The 17870-nt window shown below is 34.5% G+C and carries 16 protein-coding genes and 1 pseudogene; 4 read left to right on the forward strand and 13 right to left on the reverse strand.

Annotated features, from left to right (window positions below):
- Positions 1–179: 179 nt before the first annotated feature.
- Positions 180–419, reverse strand: a complete 240-nt coding sequence (locus ABN256_RS03025) for a GFA family protein (protein WP_331459170.1) — start codon at positions 417–419, stop codon at positions 180–182.
- 96 nt (positions 420–515) lie between these two features.
- Positions 516–3551: a DUF2339 domain-containing protein gene (locus tag ABN256_RS03030; protein ID WP_349439096.1), complete on the reverse strand. Its 3036-nt coding sequence runs from the start codon at positions 3549–3551 to the stop codon at positions 516–518.
- 205 nt (positions 3552–3756) lie between these two features.
- On the opposite strand from ABN256_RS03030, the gene glpX reads away from it, so the two are divergent.
- Positions 3757–4737, forward strand: a complete 981-nt coding sequence (glpX, locus tag ABN256_RS03035) for a class II fructose-bisphosphatase (protein ID WP_072068336.1) — start codon at positions 3757–3759, stop codon at positions 4735–4737.
- Between the two features lie 108 nt (positions 4738–4845).
- On the opposite strand, the gene ABN256_RS03040 is transcribed toward glpX, so the two are convergent.
- The 4 genes and pseudogenes from ABN256_RS03040 to ABN256_RS03055 form a co-directional block, all read right to left on the reverse strand.
- The gene (locus ABN256_RS03040; RefSeq protein ID WP_196554092.1) at positions 4846–5877 is read right to left on the reverse strand and encodes a phosphotriesterase family protein; all 1032 of its coding nucleotides are present in this window, start codon (positions 5875–5877) and stop codon (positions 4846–4848) included.
- A 10-nt stretch (positions 5878–5887) separates the two neighbouring features.
- Positions 5888–6844 (reverse strand): annotated as a pseudogene (locus tag ABN256_RS03045) (DMT family transporter).
- A gap of 131 nt (positions 6845–6975) precedes the next feature.
- Positions 6976–7713, reverse strand: a complete 738-nt coding sequence (locus tag ABN256_RS03050) for a glutamine amidotransferase (protein WP_196554091.1) — start codon at positions 7711–7713, stop codon at positions 6976–6978.
- 27 nt (positions 7714–7740) lie between these two features.
- Positions 7741–8961: a PfkB family carbohydrate kinase gene (locus ABN256_RS03055; protein WP_196554090.1), complete on the reverse strand. Its 1221-nt coding sequence runs from the start codon at positions 8959–8961 to the stop codon at positions 7741–7743.
- Between the two features lie 1029 nt (positions 8962–9990).
- On the opposite strand from ABN256_RS03055, the gene ABN256_RS03060 reads away from it, so the two are divergent.
- On the forward strand, positions 9991–10482 hold the full coding sequence (locus ABN256_RS03060) for a DUF4822 domain-containing protein (RefSeq protein WP_115349900.1): 492 nt from the start codon (positions 9991–9993) through the stop codon (positions 10480–10482).
- A gap of 151 nt (positions 10483–10633) precedes the next feature.
- Here ABN256_RS03060 and ABN256_RS03065 read toward each other — a convergent pair whose 3' ends face one another.
- From ABN256_RS03065 to ABN256_RS03080, 4 genes are all read right to left on the reverse strand, one after another.
- Positions 10634–11770, reverse strand: a complete 1137-nt coding sequence (locus tag ABN256_RS03065; RefSeq protein ID WP_196554089.1) for an AAA family ATPase — start codon at positions 11768–11770, stop codon at positions 10634–10636.
- A complete protein-coding gene (locus ABN256_RS03070) occupies positions 11767–12471 on the reverse strand; it encodes an RNA ligase family protein (protein WP_196554088.1) in 705 nt (234 codons plus the stop codon). The genes ABN256_RS03065 and ABN256_RS03070 overlap by 4 nt, the downstream gene beginning before the upstream one ends.
- A 255-nt stretch (positions 12472–12726) precedes the next feature.
- The gene (locus ABN256_RS03075) at positions 12727–13281 is read right to left on the reverse strand and encodes a YiiX/YebB-like N1pC/P60 family cysteine hydrolase (RefSeq protein WP_196554206.1); all 555 of its coding nucleotides are present in this window, start codon (positions 13279–13281) and stop codon (positions 12727–12729) included.
- Positions 13281–13688, reverse strand: coding sequence for a DUF4878 domain-containing protein (locus ABN256_RS03080; RefSeq protein WP_196554087.1), 408 nt, complete (start codon positions 13686–13688; stop codon positions 13281–13283). Before ABN256_RS03080 ends, ABN256_RS03075 begins: the two co-directional genes overlap by 1 nt.
- Positions 13689–14504: 816 nt before the next feature.
- Here ABN256_RS03080 and ABN256_RS03085 point away from each other — a divergent pair.
- Positions 14505–14762 (forward strand): hypothetical protein, encoded by a 258-nt coding sequence (locus tag ABN256_RS03085; RefSeq protein ID WP_109407689.1) that lies wholly within the window; start codon positions 14505–14507, stop codon positions 14760–14762.
- A 110-nt stretch (positions 14763–14872) separates the two neighbouring features.
- Positions 14873–15565 carry an XRE family transcriptional regulator gene (locus ABN256_RS03090; protein ID WP_196554085.1) on the forward strand — a complete coding sequence of 231 codons (693 nt, stop codon included), beginning with the start codon at positions 14873–14875 and terminating at the stop codon, positions 15563–15565.
- A 21-nt stretch (positions 15566–15586) separates the two neighbouring features.
- Here ABN256_RS03090 and ABN256_RS03095 read toward each other — a convergent pair whose 3' ends face one another.
- The 3 genes from ABN256_RS03095 to modA form a co-directional block, all read right to left on the reverse strand.
- Positions 15587–16213 (reverse strand): ABC transporter ATP-binding protein, encoded by a 627-nt coding sequence (locus ABN256_RS03095; RefSeq protein ID WP_196554084.1) that lies wholly within the window; start codon positions 16211–16213, stop codon positions 15587–15589.
- On the reverse strand, positions 16207–16983 hold the full coding sequence (locus tag ABN256_RS03100; protein WP_196554083.1) for an ABC transporter permease: 777 nt from the start codon (positions 16981–16983) through the stop codon (positions 16207–16209). The genes ABN256_RS03095 and ABN256_RS03100 overlap by 7 nt, the downstream gene beginning before the upstream one ends.
- A gap of 100 nt (positions 16984–17083) precedes the next feature.
- Positions 17084–17839, reverse strand: a complete 756-nt coding sequence (modA, locus tag ABN256_RS03105; protein ID WP_196554082.1) for a molybdate ABC transporter substrate-binding protein — start codon at positions 17837–17839, stop codon at positions 17084–17086.
- Between the last annotated feature and the right edge of the window lie 31 nt (positions 17840–17870).

Here is a 17870-nt window from a genome sequence, read left to right on the forward strand (position 1 = left end):
TAAATAGCACCAAAATTATTTATTAAGCATATCCATAATATCTTTTTCTGTAAGCATCGACATTTTTTCTATAAAATTATAATAGTGAGGTTTATTATCTATATAAATTTGTAGAGTAAGCTTGCTTTCTTTTGTTTCAGAAAACAATCCTGCTGATACATAATAAATTTTGGCTTCTTTCAGATGATAAAAAGATGAGAACCGCAGTGCTTGCAAAATGCCCTCTCACCCCATAATGATGAATCATAACGTATGATATTTTCTTCACCTTCGATATTCAAATCTGACTGACAATCAATAGAAAATCCTGGGCCACCATTCAAACGTAAACACATACTGCAATGGCAAACACTGAGCTCAGAGATATTTCGTGTGGTTGACAATTTAACACCACCACACAGACATAGGCCTTGATGCATTGATACTTTCCTCTTCTTTTTAAATCATGCATAAATTTTTTAAGATTATATGCATGATTTAGTTCCCAAAATAAGTATTTTTAAACGCAAATATTCCTACGCTTTTGTCTTCTGATTTTGCTTTTTAGGCGGTAATGGTGAGAAATAACCGATAAACAAAATCAGTATAGCAACACCAATGAAGGCCAATGCTCTAAGTAATCCACTACTTAACGATGTATCAATGAAGAAGAGTTTAGCGATGACAACTGCTAATAACCCACCACCAATAAACCAACTTGAACGTGATTTTTTGCGTGTTGCCATCATCATCGTCACTACTGCAGTAATTGCCCAGATAATAGCTAATACTGTTTGGATCACTTTAGAGTTAATGATCTCATACATTGACCAGTCAATATCAGTAGTAAAGGCTAATCCTCTTAATAAAATTCCATTAGCCCACCAGAAAATCACCGCGGGAATAATATAATTGTATAATGGGAAATTATTTTGTAATAACTGTTGATATTTAGGAGACTGTTTCATTACTGAAATAAATTTATAGCCAACCCATATCCCCACAATTCCCATGAGATCCATCAAATTAAAGAGTGGTATAAATTTAACACCACTTTCAGTACCATTATTCATATTGGCAAAAATTAAAGAAAGAGCTAGTAAAGCTAAAACAGGTACTGTTATTACTAAATAAGTATTTAGATACGCTTTAATCCAATTAACTTTCATAACAAGTATAGTACTTATTGCTATATATAAGCTTATGGAAAAAATAACACTGGCAAAATGCAGGCTTACATAAAGATAAGTAGTATCAATTAGCCAAATTATTTCAGTGAATAAGAACAAACCAATAAAAACAAGATGCATAACATGAATTAATGCTTTATTTAACCTTTGTGTAGGCAATAATGTATTAACCTTAAGTAAATAGAAGCCACTCGCAAATATTGCTATCCATACAATGGTACTTAACCAATTGTCAATTAATGATCCAGCTTGGAAAATGTACACTAACATAATCAGTGCTGACATTGGCCACAATAAAACAGAGCAACTCGCTAATTCAGAGAATTGTGTTTTTTTACCTACAAAATACATTCCCCAGCAACTAATAAGAATAAAAGCAAAAGTAATAGCTTTCACACTCGGAGAAAACCAATATTCGCCATACTCTTGTAAAGTAAATACGCAATATCCCCAACTCACCGCAGCAATAAATAGAGTTACATATCCAATAGTACGGTTATCGATATTAATAAATTTAGCTCGATACCACAGTATCGCCACTGCAAATACAACAATCATTTGTGTTATAAACATTAGCCAATCACTTAACGAAATAACACGCATGTTAAATAGTAGAACAAAGGAAATAGCAACTAAAATAGTCCCGGCAATAGCTGGTTTCTTTTGTTGCTGTAAAACAGAAAACGCAAGGATCATAACGCCTTCAATTGCCCATGCCATAGATGTCCATTCAGCAGAGAAAGCAAATGGTACGGCTAAAGTAGCAAATGTGGCTGATAGCATAAAGAAAGCAATAGCCAGTAATTTACCCTCTTCGCGATAGCGTTTAAGGACAAACCAACTTAACGCAAAATAGGCTAATCCATAAAGAGATGAAGCAATAGCAACACCGTATTCCCATTCTGATGCTAATCGGTGTTGGAAGATAAAACCAATCAATGGTGTACCGAATAATAATGTGGCATCAAAAGAAATATTGAGTCTCAGCTTATTTTTTAATGTTGAAAGTTCCGTTGCAACACCAAAAATCAACCAATTTGCAATTAAAAATATCTGACAAGGTAAATAATCGGCATGAGCGTAATTCGGTATTGCCCATATAAAACCGATACCAAAAGTAAAAACAAAACCAATAAGATTTAATAAACGCCAAACTTGCCAATGGCTAATAATAAGAATGCCAATGGAAAGAATAAGATAATAGCTAAACAATGCAATATAATTACCACTACCTGTAGACAATAAAACAGGTGCTAAATAACCACCTAATGAAGCTAATACCGCTAAACTAATTGCTCGATGAAGAACAGCTAAAATAACACTGACTATACAAATAAACACCATAATCGCTAACGCGATGCCAATAGGAATAAAATCATAAATTTTGGTCGCTGCAAAAATTGTGATATACAGCCCACCAATTCCGCCTCCTTGCAAAATCAGTGCATACATCAGATTTTTCTTTCTAAGCCACCAGCCGAGACCTAATAAGACCAAGCATCCTGTTCCAGCTATCATTAAACGTGTTGATGCTGAGACAAGCTCATTTTCAATACTGTATTTAAGTAAATAAGATAGACCAAAAAAGAGTAATAACATCCCTATTTTAGCTAACGGATTTCCTGTTACTACCCAATTCCAAATAAGTCCCAAAATCGATTTTTGTTGACGTTTTGGGTGAGGATTTAAAGCGGGTCTATATTGTGATGCGGGTCTGGCTTGAGCTATTGTTGTACCTAAATTATCAGTTTGAGCTCCAGATTGATTAGCTCTCGCTACATTCACACTATTCTCTGGTAGTGGGGTGGGCGAAATTTCATTTGGTGTGTTTTTTGGCTCGTTTTGATAACGATGGGCAAAACGACTCGTTGAAATTTTAGGTTGGTAAGGTTTTGGTTCCGGCTTAGAGCAGGTTGACTTATTGGTGTGTGGATCTTCCACATTAAGTGCTTTGCTAATAGAAGCATCTGCGATCGGAGGTTGTTCTTTAGGAGAAACTTTATCAAATGTCGTTTCTCTTGATACTTGTGCTTGTTGATAAACAGCTGGCTCTTTATTTTCAACCTCATTTTGTATTTCTTCTGTTTTGTTAATGAATGTACTTGTTTTAGGCTGATAACTTGATGAAGTTGATTTTGGCTCCCTTTTTATTTCACACGATAAATCGCCTATTTCATTTTTATTATCATCAAGCTCTGCACTCTCATTTGCAGAGCTATTTTTATTTAAAAACTTAAGTAATTTAGCTTGTTGTTCGGTAAGCTTTTCTTCAAGTTGCTTAATTCGATACAACAATGAATGAGTGTTTGTATAGGTATGATATTGCCAATACAAAGATACCACGACAAATATCGTAACAATGAGCGTCAGAAAATCATCCATCAACCTAATCCTTTTGCATAATACACCATGTAATTTAGTCTCTTAACCTTAGTTATACTTTAATTTTCACAGATTTATCTTAGTTTATTCCTAAATAATCAAATTCAAGAACTCTTGATTTAAACCTAGCACACAATTTCAAAAAAAAGGTATGATCTATCAACTCCCTTAATCTTCCATTTGTACTAAAAAACACACTCATAATATGAAATTAAATGACGAATTAACTAACGCAATTGCTTCTGTAACAGAAGCAGCGGCCATTGCAGCCATGCCTTGGATCGGAAAACAAAATAAAAACGCAGCAGATGATGCCGCCGTAAGTGCCATGAGAGCACGTTTAAATAGCTTAAATATCAATGGTGAAATCGTTATTGGTGAAGGCGAAATAGATGAAGCACCGATGCTTTATATCGGTGAGCAAGTCGGTAATGGAAAAGGTGAAAAAATAGAAATTGCTGTTGACCCTATTGATGGCACTCGCATGGTAGCAACGGGTGAAAACAATTCTCTAGCTATTTTAGCTGCAGGTTTTGAAGGCAGTTTTCTACAAGCTCCCGATATGTATATGGAAAAATTAATTGTCGGTAAACAAGCTGCTGGCGTCATTGATCTGAACCACTGCCTAGAATATAACCTTGATGCTATTGCACAAACATTAAATAAATCACTTGAGCAACTTACGTTAGCTATTTTAGACAAACCTCGCCACCACGATATTATTAACGACCTTCGTTCCAAAGGGATCAATGTGATTACACTACCTGATGGTGATGTTCTTGCTTCTTTATACGCCACAATGCCAAATAATAGTATTGATGTTATGTACGGTATTGGCGGAGCTCCTGAAGGTGTTATTAGTGCTGCGATAGCTAAAGCACTTGGTGGTGATATGCAAGCTCGTCTGATTACGCGTGACATCGCAAAAGGAAATACTGCAGAAAATAGAGAGTTTGCTGTCAGTGAAATTGCTCGCTGTCATAAAATGGGAACCGATGTAAATATCAAATTATCACTAGATACATTAGTTCGTAATCAAGATGTGATGTTTGCAGCAACCGCCATTACGGCAGGTGATCTTTTATCTGGTGTTAACCAACAATCCCAATATCTACAAACACATTCTTTAGTGATTAATGGTTCAACACATTCACTACGTTATATTGAAAATTACCATTTACGTTAATTTTTCAGTTTATCTCCTGCTCCTTGAGACATAAAAATGCGGCACTCGATTAAGGTGCCGCTAAATACTTCAAGGGGTATGTTTATTGTTATTTATTCGAACTCAGATTTAAGCCAATAAATTTGCTGGATTATCAACACATAACTTTTTGATAATAGAGTTATCAATGCCACGTTGAGCTAATAATGAAAGGAAGACATTCGGAACAAATCCCCAGCCATTCCCCCCATTTTTTGCCCACATCTGTTTTAAAAACACATCATGGCTTAATACAATTTGGCTACCATAACCTCTTTCAATTAAGGTTGCGACAGCTTCAACAGTATCCATAACACTTGGCGCAGCCCCTTCTTTAGGGAAAGAGATATCAAGGCCAATCATATCAAACTCAAGCCAAACACCGCGATCAAGCATTTTGCATTGATAATCAATATCTTTACCCGATGGATCAGAATGTGCTAATGAAATTTTTGCAGGGTTACAGCCCATTTCAGATAACAGAATATCTAAAACTTCATCACCACGACGTTGCCAGCCTGGCATATGAATATTCATAGAAGCATAAGGATTATTATTTTGAGCAATTGCCGCTGCACGTAAGCTATTTTTCTCACCGTCAGTAAAGAAAGGAGAAACCCCAATCTCACCAATCATTCCTGCTCGAATATCTGTACCATCAATGCCTACATTTAACTCGTCATCAATAATCTTTGCCATTGCCTCGATATCATCAGCAAGACGTTGACCTTCAAACTTTTCAATATAAAGCCCTGAAGAAGCAACAACATTGATCCCTGTTATTTCTGCAACTTGTCTTAGCTTTCTAATATCACGCCCAATAGATGAAGATCCCGTTGCATCAACGATCGTTCTGCCACCTAATTCTTTAAAGTTATTTAATTCAAAAATAACATCATCAATTGGTTTTTTATCCATATTATCGCAACAACAATAAGGATCGTATTTAAGCCCCCATTGAATATCGGCACTGACTTTTTTATCAACTAATACATGTGAGAATTCATAAAAAGGTTCATCAACAACACCAGAGAGATCATTAAACAGGTGTTCATGAGGTAATGTCAGTCCCATATCTTCTTTTTTAACTGGGCCTGTTACAGTTTGAATATAACCTTTCATCATGTTACTCCTATGCTTTCGCTGGCTTAGCGGCTCTGAATTCTGGGATTGTGGTTACAATCGCGCCCACTAACGCAAATAATGTACCGATGATTGTCACTAAATAAACGGTATTACCTAATGATGGTAATAACAGATCAATTAAGACAGAACCTAATAACTGACCCGCTGTAGATGCGACACCTAACATCAACAAGCCTAAACCGCGAACTAAAATAGCCATTAACGCGATAGACATCAGTCCTAAAGGACCGCCTAAATACATCCACCATGTTCCTGGTAATTCAAGTGTGATATGACCTAATGCCATACGAACAATTAAAGCAATCGTTAAAACAGTAAAGCCAACAATAAAGTTCCAAGTGATAGACACCATCATAGAACCTGTTGCTTCTGCGACTTTAGAGTTACCTGCTGGCTGCCAACCGGCTAATAGACCTGCAAGGAAAGGTAAGATTGCTAAATAAATGAATGAAGTTGAATGCCATTGCGGAGAAACAACAAATAAAGTTGCAACAACGGCTAACACTGCACCTAATACACGATATGGCGTGAAATATTTTTTCTCATCCACACCCACACCAAAACGGTCACATAACAAGCCAGATAATAACAGTGCTGAAATTAATGCTGTTTGGAAAGTAGCAATCCCCAATGCACTTGCAGAAGCGCCTTCAGAGAAAACAACCATCGCCCCACAAAGACCCGCAAACCAGTTCCATAATGGGATTTTGCGTGTTTTAATTAAACTTGGAATTGATGCGAATTGCTGATGGTACTATTTTTTCGACATTATGATAAAAAACATTACCACTAAACCACTAGCAAAAGAGATAACCGCACTGGCGTTACCATCTTTTAAAACGTGTCCTAGCTGCCCATTCACCGCAGATTGCATTGGTGATAGCATACCTGCTAACACGGTTGCTAACATCAGCAAGGGTGTTGATAAATTTTTTGTACTCATAAGATGTTCCTTTTGGATTATTGGCTATGAGTGATTTCTTTTTTTATTTTTCAAGTAATCGGTTTTTTTATTAGCACAGAGCCGCAACCCTGCGCTTTTTTACTTTTTATGACAGTTATTCTGAATTCAAATTAACGTGCAATTTGCTTAAGAATATTGACCCACATATCCGCATAATGAGGCCATGCTAAAAACTCTTTACTTCCCCAGTGAGGAGAACAGTCACTCATAAAGCAACCTGTTTTTCCTTTTTCGAATTGACCAAATACCAGCAATGGATCTTCACCAATATTTAATACGGTTTCTGTATTTTCTTTAGCTGATACTTTGTTATAGCCAAGGAACATCGGCCATTCACCAAAGCCTTTTACTGATGCATGTGCTGCATTTACTGCATTTGCAAATACGCCTTCAGGTGCTTCAACACGATCGTCACCATCTAGCATTTCAACAGGCAGAACTTCTGCAAGTAATGTATTTTTGTAGTTTGCTTTAGCTTCAATACCCATAAATGACAGGTAACCACCAATCATTAATAAGCCACCGCCATTCGCTACAAACTCTTTAATTAATCCCAATGCATTAGGAATAACTTTCATATTGTAGAAAGTATCGTTTTGCAGAAGGAACGTATTTGCACCAATATCACTTATGACGATGACATCGTATTTAGCCAATGCTTCTGCTGTTTGTGGAAAAGCAACCTGAACGGTGTGAGCAGGCATATAATCGACTTCAACACCTTTCTCTCTTAAGCAACTTAATAAGAACGTAGAGCCTTCTTCATATTTGCTGGAAGTAAAGCTGTCGTAGCCTTTAGAGTGGATCATATGAATGTGCCATGACTCACCAATAAATAAGATTTTCATTTTTATTCCTCTTTCAAAAAAGATTATTTATTCAGGGGATTGGGTGACAATCTGTGAATATGTTGTTTGATTGATGCGATGCATGACATTAATATCTTCAGGCATTTCTGAAGCATTACTCGTCTCAACAGCTAATGATGAAAAAGCTGATGCATAGCGTAACGCATAAGAAAACTGCTTTCCTTTTGCCAATGAGGCCGCGAGCGCGCCATTAAAAGCGTCACCTGCCCCTGCGGTATTCTTTACCACTGCCGGATATGCCGGAGAGTAAATATACTTATATCCGTCATAAGCTAACGAACCTTTACTACCTAGCGTAATAACCACCTTATTTACGCCTTGTTGATAAATAGAAACTGCCGCATTTTTTGCAGTTCCTAAGTCAAGAACTTCTATTCCAGATAATAAACTTGCTTCCGTTTCATTAGGTGTTAATACATCTATCATAGGAAGTAATTCATTAACTATTTTGTTATAAGGCGCTGGATTAAGAATAATAGGAATATTATTTTCATTTCCAATAGCAATAATTTCTTTTAATGCTTCAATGTTTGTTTCTAACTGTAATAAAATAATATCTGCATCAATAATTTTATCTTTCTGTATTTTTACTTCATCTGCAGAGATATCCATGTTAGCACCAGAATAAATAGAAATAATATTCTCTCCACTCTCTTCCGAAACAAAAATAGACGCTGTTCCTGTTTGGTAATTTTCAGTTTGATATATCGTTGATGTTTTTATTCTTGATGACGATATAAAATTAACTGCATAATCACTAAATTGATCAGTACCAATCTTCGTAATAAAATGTACTTGTGCATCGGCATAACTCGCTGCCAATGCTTGGTTACAGCCTTTACCTCCTGGTGAGAAGATAAATTTATTTGATAATAAGGATTCCCCGGCTTCTGGCAATCTAGGCAAATAGCTAATCATATCAACATTAAACGAACCCAGTACGCACACCTTATTTATTGCTGTTTTATTTGCTAAATCGTTTTTGTCAATTTGATCATTACATTCTAGAAATTGTATAATTTCTTTCTTAGCGACTTTATCTAATGTCTCAAATTCTATAAAAGCGCCACCATGGCATCTTTTTATAATTCCTTTTTCAGCTAACGTATTTAAATCTGATCGTATTGTTTCTTTGGTAACATCAAGTTCTTTAGCCAAAACAGAAACTTTTACTGCACCATTACCTTTTATCAGATTAATTATTTTTTTATGACGCTCTGCTTTCATTTAATGTTACCTCTATGGCAACAACTTTAGTTTATTAGTTGTTATGGGATTGTGATTACAATCATATGTTATTTATTAAAAGCAAAAAAAAGCAGAAATACAAAAATAAAAAGCAAAAAGAAACAGAAATAAATAACGATAAACGTAAGATTATTTAATAAATAAATTAACACCTTGTTTCTTTTTAATAAAAAACAAATGCGAAAAATAATTCATTTTTAATTTATTTATCATAAGTAAATTTAATACTATATTTTTCTTATTGGCTATGGATAGTAATATAAATTAAAATAGAAAAATAAAAATTACTTTTTAAGATAGGTAGTTACGAAAAATTAATTTTATCTTTATACAAAAAAACAGTAATAATGCTTAAATTAAATACAATTTAATTGAATCGAGCAATGCATTAATTATTTTTATCATCATTATTTTCACGACGTTCTTATAATAAAGAAAACTTAATCATTACATAGGCTGAAAAACCGAACTCTCTCTATAAATTAGCGTCATTTAGTTAAGAAATACAAAAGCAATGCCCAAAACACGCTCAATATTCATCTTTCATTTTTGTGATCTTGATAACATTAAGTCAGATAACGAAGTTCTTTTTTAGGGGAAATAAAACTCATTTTTTGAATTTATCTTTTTTCTAGCAATTTTTATCAAAAAAATCCATTATGCTTTGTCTATTTAATACATCATTTAGTCAAACTTTAATTTTGTTTTGTAAATCAAAAAAGAAATTTTATTTTTTTCATTAGCTATCAATGAAGACTATTTGTTTTTTACACACTCAGTTTGAAGTAATTATCACTAGAATAAGAATAAAAGCAGAGAATAAGATTAAAAAAACAAATAATCACGATATTTATTGCTAATTATTTTTGTCAGTTAATCTTTTTATCAGAAACATTTTGTCATACTTCTTTCCTCGCACTTCATCTATTTTATGCCTAAATTTATACATACAGTCAGACACAACATAAACTCCTGACAAAAAGTACAACGTAAAATAAGGATATATAAATGAAAATAAAATCACTTATCGCAATCTCATTATTAAGCGCTAGCTTTTCTCTTTTTGCCGCTGAGAATTCAACATCATCCACAAATATGCAAGCTCAAGGTGTTATTCAAGCTCAAAAAGAACTGAATAACTATGAGAAACTCATGATAGAAAAAGTCTGGGTAACGACTGATGCAATTGATGAAAAAGGCAATAAAACAGACGCAGGTAATGCCCAAGTGAGTAATTATTTTGGCCTTGCTGAATATTATCCTAATGGTACATTTATTATGTTTACACCGGAAGGTAAACAGAAAATGCAAGGCGATTGGTCTATGTCAGATGATGGCAAGATACGTACCTTAGTTGCTAAAGACACTGAAGGTAAGACGTTATTTACCCGTGATGTAGAAAATATCACGATTAAAAATGATGAATATACTTATCGTATTTATCCAAATGCAGAAGATCGCAACACCTATTTCGATATTGTACATCATATTAAAAAATAAATTTAATACGTTGTTTTGCCTGCCAATAAATCCCTCATAAACAAGAAAAAGGGCTATTTTGTAGAAACAAAGTAGCCCTTACTTTATGGTTATAACTTACATCTCAGGTAACTATTTGAATAATGCTAAACGCCAAAATTAACCAATTAAATTAAAGCAATGTTTGTGATTTCCCTTCGACCCAATAAATTACTTTATGTGCTTCTTCTGGTGTTGGAACTTCCAATTTACTTAACATACGATCCATTACTTTAATAGGTACAACTTCATTCCTTGCATTATTTTGCTTTTGCCATTGAGTATAAGGCACTTCAATGTAAACCAGCGTTATTTTTGCATTATAACGATAAAACAAAGAGATCAGCTGATCCCGCATTTTTCTTGTAATATTAGTAGCATTCCAAACAAAAGTTTTATGCTCTCGTAAATAAACTCGAGCTTGCTCTTTTGCTTGTTGTGCTATCCACCCATTAGCATCTCGATTATCGGGTTTAATATTATGTTGGCGACGTAGCTCATCTAAACTTACGATAGGAATATCTGCACAATATTGTCGAATGTAGGTATCTTTTCCCATCCCGGGTAAACCACAAAGTACAGTGACGTCACTTCCTTTTTCAGGATAAGGCTCATAATTACAATCAGCACTATTCTCTGTATGAAAATAATGAAAACAGGCTTTATTTGAAGAGAACGGAGCAGGTTTGCGCCAACAATTTAACTCTTCACAATAAAGTGTAAATAACGTAATTTTGTCAAAAAGCCCTTCTTTATCATCACAATCTCGTCCTAAAACATCCGCCTTAGCCAGTAAGGCTAGCAAATAACAATCCACTCTTAACGATGCCGCAAGTAATGCTTTTTTAGGATCGGGCTTATCCATTACCCACAAAGGTAATCCATGAAAACGAACTAAAGCTGCAATTTGCTCTCTATCAGCAAAACTTAATGGCACTTTCTCAAAAAGAAAACGACGAGTCGTTAATTCACCTTTACGCGCATGACCTGGAGAAATAATACGCCCTTCTTCTTCTCGTGTTGTAGAGCGTTTTTCTACATCATGAAGAAGTGCCGAGATCCATAAAATTTGTTGATCTCTTTCTGTCAGAGTTTCATATTCAGGTAATGATTTAACTGAATTGATTACTCTTTGTGTATGTATCGCCACATCACCTTCTGCATGATGAATGGGGTCCTGCATAACACCCGCCATATCACTAATTTCATCATACAATTCACAAAGGTGCTCCCATGACATCTCAGTGTGTAATTTCTTATGAAGCATCATTGAAATCCCTGTGTTTTTTCCCAGATTAACGGAGCACGTCGCCAATTTTTTTTCCAATGAACATCCGTTTTTACATGATCTTTTCTGACATATTTAAAAACACGATGAGAGAAATCATTTAAAGAAAATGACTGTATATCTCGAGTCACAATGCCTTCCATTGGGCTTGGTTTTTGCGTTAAAACATCTTGAGATTGAAAAAAACTTGCCTGTTTGGCTTGTGAAACAATCATATTTTCAAACTCTGTTTTATCCTGACATTCAGGCAGTTTAATCTCTGGCACAGTAGGAAGATCAAATAAAGAAGCATAAAACTGCACTTCTTCCCAACTTAGCCATTTATCTTTATAACGAACTGCAAACACATAGAAATATTCTTCTAAGTGTGCATATTCAATAGAATGAATGGCATATAGATTTTCGCCAAAAATATCTAACTCACCTAAATCGTTTTTCATCATTTGCCAACGTTGACGCAATTGAGATGTCCATGCCGATTGCGTTGGTGTGGCATGAGACCGCGCAAAAACCCCCATTTTATTTAGGCAATTATTTTCTCCATCCAACTTTTCTGTATGGATAAGATGTTTTATTTGGCAAATATCCTGCCACCATTGCGCATTTATACGATCGTCGTTTGTTGTGCCTGGTGAAAAAGGATAGTGATAGGTTCTATCATATTTTTGTGATTGATTATTCATTATTTTGTACTCATTAAGTAACAGAGGTTCTACCAAATTTAAATAGTTATTCGGTAAGTGAATTTTCTGTTTCTGCACCATGACTTCAGTGCCTTAATGTGTATTACATAACTACAACCTAAATAATCAAAAGTGAGAGGAAATAAATCTAGAGGGATATTACCTGTAAGTTTAAAAAAGAGCTAGATATTTAATCTTCAAATTTATTTGTCTTTCTGTATTAGTAAAGACTTGAAAAGAGGCTAATCATAACGTTTATTGAGGATAAAGAATTACATTTTCAGAATTAATTAAATTTTCAGGAAAAATAAGTGGAATATCTGAAATAAACGGCATATTTAATATTTGAGTTCCAGTTGAAATAGATACCCCCGCCTTTAGCCATGCATCAGCAACTAATTCTGTACAATAAACGCCTTGCTTAGGATAAATACTAAAGTTCTCCCCCACGCGATTTAATGCAATCTTTACGGCATTGCTTCTAGCTTCTTCGCTTCCTTTTACTTGATAAAATTGCACAGTGTTGGCTTTTGCTCGACTAATAAAGAAGTCTATATTATCAATGGTAACTCCATCTTTTATATCCATATTCTCACTTGGTGTTGAATGGATCACTTTAATACCATTATCCGAAATCCATACCATTCCTACGTGACTAAATCCACTTCTATCGACTTGCTTAATTATTTCACTAATCGCTTCATCACCTTCTCGAAAAACTAAATCACCATTTTTTAAATCAAGAGGCAAAGCGAGCGCATAAAATGAACTCGCTAAAAATAAAGCTAAAATAGTAAAGGCACGGATCATCACTTGAAATTAACTTTCCATTTACCATCAACATTAATCATCTCTTGTGCTTGAGTTTTTTCCACACCATCTTTTAATGTAGTTTTTAATGTCACAATTGCACTATTTTTATCTTCACTATATTCAACGCTGATAATTTCAACTTTGCTCAGGCCACCTTGCTTTTTAACTTGCTTACCGGTTTCCTCTACAATCATTTTAAATTTATTATTAAATTGTTCAGCTCTTGGATCTCCTTGCATTTCGCTTAAGTGAATTAATGAAATAACTTTATCACCATTCCCTGCAGCAACCGCTTCAACGAATGCAACGGCCGCCTGCCCCGGATCATCTGTTTTATCACTACACGCTGATAGTGTTATTATTACAAATATTAAAAATAGGGATCCCATGACTTTTTTTAACATAATTTATCCTTACCTTAGCATGCCATTTTTCAACCAATGAAACTTATACAAAATATATCTAATATTAAGATATAAGATAGTTAATATATTACTTAATAATTAACTCAATAATGAACAATATTTTCACTTTTTCTCTGCTAAATTATACGTGATAAAAATAAATTTCGGCATATTTTTATGTCATTATTTATTTAAAAAAGGTAATTTAAAATACCTTTTTGACTATTCATAAAAAGAGTATTTTAAATACTCACAAATAACTGGCTAGTTATAGCATAAAACAACTTATCTTTATTATAAATCAATAAATTGAATTGACATCATTCTATCCACCTATCTAATTTTATTTTCTTTTTAATGACACTATTAAGAATAGAGATTAGAATACTAAGCATCATTATTTTGGAGAGTTCTTAAAAAGAAAATTATTCTCTATTTACTATGGTAATTACTTTAATTAGAACTAAATGTAATTCTCCCTAATTTATCCACTTAACCAGCATCATTTATATTAATATTTTATGAAGTGCATCAATCAATGCAATAATAACAATATTACAACATTAGGTTATGTTAAAAAACAATTCTATTTGTTTTCACTCTATATTTCCTCGTATTAGTCCCTATTGTTTGGGCTAATTGCCTATAACACATCACTCATAAATACAAACAAACACTAGAAAAATTGTGATCAATTACACCTTTTTGCATCATTAATCCTATTTAAGACAAATAGAAACTGCTTTTTTATCAACAAATAGGTAATCTAGCTGTCTGATTTTGATGACCAAACATGAATAGTTAAAAGGATATTTTATGTTTACTTCACAGCTCATGCTGGTCGGTTACGTGTTATTGGTAAGCCCTTGTGGAAATGATTCTTGCGATGCCGTTCCTGTTACAGAAACTATTTATACTAAAGATGAATGCACCACTCGGCTTAACTACTTAAAACAAAAAAGACCTGACCTTATTATTTTCTGTGGAGAAGTCTTAAGAGATCCTGATGTTACTGATGAAAATCCTTATCTCACACCACCAAACAGTGCAGATGATGTTTTCCAAATTAAGTAGTTAACCTACTCTTAATTTTATTATCAAGATAAAATACAATTTAATTTGTTTTCTTTTTACGATATACTCTTTGTACTTGAATATGTAAGGACACGTATTAGGAGTCACTAATGTCTATTGCGAAACGTACCAAAGACAAGCGCATTGCGTTAGGTTTAACACAATCAGAACTTGCTACTTTAGCAAATACAACACAACAATCTATCGAACAACTAGAAAGTGGTAAAACTAAACGCCCTCGTTTTTTACCTGAATTAGCAAAAGCATTAAATTGTGATTTAGCTTGGCTATTAGAAGGTGAAGAGCAACCTGATATTACTTCTGAAATTCCACCTGAAAATGAATGGCAACCTGTTAGTGAATGGGATAGCAATACCCCTTTAGATGCTGATGAAGTAGAAATCCCCTACTTTAAAAGTATTGAACTTGCAGCTGGTGATGGTTGTTGTACTAACGAAGATCATAACGGATATAAATTGAGATTTTCAAAAAGTACATTACGCCGTTATGGCGCTTCCTCTCAAAATGTCATTTGTTTTTCTGTTTATGGGGATAGCATGTCACCCGTTATCCCAAATGGATCAACGGTCACTGTTGATACAGGCAACACACGCATTGTTGATGGTGGTATTTATGCTATCGAACAAGATGCCTTATTCAGAATAAAACTGCTTTATCGTCAACCAGGCGGCAAATTAATCATACGTAGCTATAATAAAGACGAATTCCCTGACGAATCAGCAGAAACTGATTCTGTAAAAATTATGGGCCGTATTATCCATTGGTCAGTAATGGCTTGGTAATCAAGAATCAAGGCAATCATTTCAACGTATTGAATTTTCAGTAATAACTTGTCCTTTAGACAATAAAACCGTTTTATCTGCTAGCGCTCTGATTTCACGAGGTTCATGAGTAACCATGATCATCGTTATTTCCTTAGATTTTAAGGAATCAATTAAATCCCAAAGCTGATAACGCGTTTCCCAATCCAAACTCGAAAAAGGTTCATCCAGTAGTAAAAGTTTGGGTTGGCTAATAAGAGCTCTTGCCAATGCCACGCGTTGTTGTTCCCCTCCTGAAATTTGATGAGGATAACGTGTAGCAAGACGTTCAATTCCCATCTGCTCTAATATCGACCTTTCTCTCTCCTTGCTTCGCTTCTGTTTTGCACCATATTGTGCTAGCCATAAATTTTGGGTTACAGTCATAAATGGAAATAAATAAAGCCGTTGATTTAAATATCGACAAGAACGCAACCACACTGGCTGTGTATTAATATTTTTATTTGCAAGATAGATATCTCCAGAGTACGAAGTGTATCCCGCTATTGCATTTAAAAGTGTTGTTTTACCACTTCCAGATGTACCACTTATTCCTAAGCAAGTTCCTTTCTCTACCTTTAACGAGACGTCTTTTAATATACCCGATGTTAATGAACGAATTTCTAACATGATGTCTTCCTTTCTCGCTGTAAACGGTGCAACGCAAATAATAACGTAATCGCGATAGCGATAAGAACGAGTGCACAACCTATTGCCAAAGTGAAGTCTCCACTGGCGATATTTAGATAAATAGCCATGGGTAACGTCTCTGTTTTTAATCTTGTTGCGCCAGCTAACATTAATGTAGCGCCAAATTCACCTAAGGCTCTAGAAAATGCAATGATGCTTCCACTCATTAAAGCTGGCCAACATAATGGTATTTCAATCAAGAAAAATGTTTTTGTTGGCGTTAATCCTAAATTTTGCGCCGTTTGAATATAAGCGGGATCAACAGACTTAAAGGCAGAAAGGCTATTTCTCATAATAATCGCACTAGCGACATAAGTTTGAGCAATAATAATACCTAAAGGTGAAAAAAGAGAACGAGATAATTCAGGAAAAACCCCCGTTAAAGGCCCCTGATTTCCTAACAATAATAATAATCCGATACCGATAACTAATGGAGGAGTAACCAAAGGCAAATCTAATAACGCATCAATAAAACGATGTCCTTTAAAAGGAATTCTTGCCATTGCCCATGCAGCAGGTACACCTAAGATAATTGCTAAACATAAAGATGTTAATGCCGTACTAAGTGACATACCAATAGCAAAATGAAATTCAGGATCAGTAATGACTTGTCTAAATTCAACATATGAAAGTTGGCATATTAATGCGATTAGTGATCCTAAGATCAGAAATAACAATAAAAAAAGTGGAATTAATGCCCAACGAAACACGTTATTTCCTTTTTTAAAAATAAAACTTATTTTGCTGTAATAATGAAAAAAGCCACCAGTGAGTTGGTGGCGAAAAAACACAATTTATGTGAGAAAAAATCTATGGTTTCGAAATTACAGGAAGAAAACCATAATCAGTAAAAGCTTTTATTCCCTCTGCGCGTGTAAAATAATCAGCAAGTAATTGAGCTTCTTTGGGATTTGCTGATGTTTTTAAAACCGCCAAAGTTGCTACTTCTTCAGGGTTACCTTCAGGCACTGGAAGTAAAACCAATTTATCTTGGTTTTTCATTGCATCTGCGTATCCAATAATGGCGGCATCCACTTCGCCATTAAGTAAATACATTAATAATTGTTTAATCGTTGCTGTGCGTACAATTACTTTGTCGCGTAATTTATCACCTTGACCTGATGCATCAATAAGTTGTTCACCACTTTTTCCTAATGCTATAGCTTTAGCATCACCCATACCTAGCTTTAATGAACTATTCGCAAGATCTTCTAGCGTTTTAATATCGCCCACTTTATCTTTGCGTACAGCAATTACGGGAATATGACGAACAATAGAATATTGGTTAACAACCTGCCCTTCTTTATCTAACTTTTCCACGTAATCTTGTGAGCCAGGAAAAAACAAATCTCCCTGCTTAGTTAAATTAAAACGTGTTAATATTTGACCTGAACCGCCATATTCAATAGTGACTTTATTTCCAGTTTCTTTTTCAAATACAGTAACAACTTGTTCTACTGGTTGTTTTAAACCAGCACCAGCATAAAGATGAAGTTCAGCTGCCAGTGTATTATGACAAATTAATCCTAGTGCTAGCCCTAAACTAGCGAGTAATTGGCGTTTCATAAAAGAGGTAACCCTAACCATCGTTATATAA

It is taken from the genome of Proteus sp. fly-1008, assembly GCF_040140305.1.
Lineage (GTDB): Bacteria > Pseudomonadota > Gammaproteobacteria > Enterobacterales > Enterobacteriaceae > Proteus > Proteus vulgaris_B.

What these genes read in the sequence shown, in the direction of transcription:
- ABN256_RS03025 (WP_331459170.1), bottom strand. Translation starts at nt 419, where the DNA reads ATGCATCAAGGCCTATGTCTGTGTGGTGGTGTTAAATTGTCAACCACA.
- ABN256_RS03030 (WP_349439096.1), bottom strand. Translation starts at nt 3,551, where the DNA reads ATGGATGATTTTCTGACGCTCATTGTTACGATATTTGTCGTGGTATCT.
- glpX (WP_072068336.1), top strand. Translation starts at nt 3,757, where the DNA reads ATGAAATTAAATGACGAATTAACTAACGCAATTGCTTCTGTAACAGAA.
- ABN256_RS03040 (WP_196554092.1), bottom strand. Translation starts at nt 5,877, where the DNA reads ATGAAAGGTTATATTCAAACTGTAACAGGCCCAGTTAAAAAAGAAGAT.
- ABN256_RS03050 (WP_196554091.1), bottom strand. Translation starts at nt 7,713, where the DNA reads ATGAAAATCTTATTTATTGGTGAGTCATGGCACATTCATATGATCCAC.
- ABN256_RS03055 (WP_196554090.1), bottom strand. Translation starts at nt 8,961, where the DNA reads ATGAAAGCAGAGCGTCATAAAAAAATAATTAATCTGATAAAAGGTAAT.
- ABN256_RS03060 (WP_115349900.1), top strand. Translation starts at nt 9,991, where the DNA reads ATGAAAATAAAATCACTTATCGCAATCTCATTATTAAGCGCTAGCTTT.
- ABN256_RS03065 (WP_196554089.1), bottom strand. Translation starts at nt 11,770, where the DNA reads ATGATGCTTCATAAGAAATTACACACTGAGATGTCATGGGAGCACCTT.
- ABN256_RS03070 (WP_196554088.1), bottom strand. Translation starts at nt 12,471, where the DNA reads ATGAATAATCAATCACAAAAATATGATAGAACCTATCACTATCCTTTT.
- ABN256_RS03075 (WP_196554206.1), bottom strand. Translation starts at nt 13,281, where the DNA reads ATGATCCGTGCCTTTACTATTTTAGCTTTATTTTTAGCGAGTTCATTT.
- ABN256_RS03080 (WP_196554087.1), bottom strand. Translation starts at nt 13,688, where the DNA reads ATGTTAAAAAAAGTCATGGGATCCCTATTTTTAATATTTGTAATAATA.
- ABN256_RS03085 (WP_109407689.1), top strand. Translation starts at nt 14,505, where the DNA reads ATGTTTACTTCACAGCTCATGCTGGTCGGTTACGTGTTATTGGTAAGC.
- ABN256_RS03090 (WP_196554085.1), top strand. Translation starts at nt 14,873, where the DNA reads ATGTCTATTGCGAAACGTACCAAAGACAAGCGCATTGCGTTAGGTTTA.
- ABN256_RS03095 (WP_196554084.1), bottom strand. Translation starts at nt 16,213, where the DNA reads ATGTTAGAAATTCGTTCATTAACATCGGGTATATTAAAAGACGTCTCG.
- modA (WP_196554082.1), bottom strand. Translation starts at nt 17,839, where the DNA reads ATGAAACGCCAATTACTCGCTAGTTTAGGGCTAGCACTAGGATTAATT.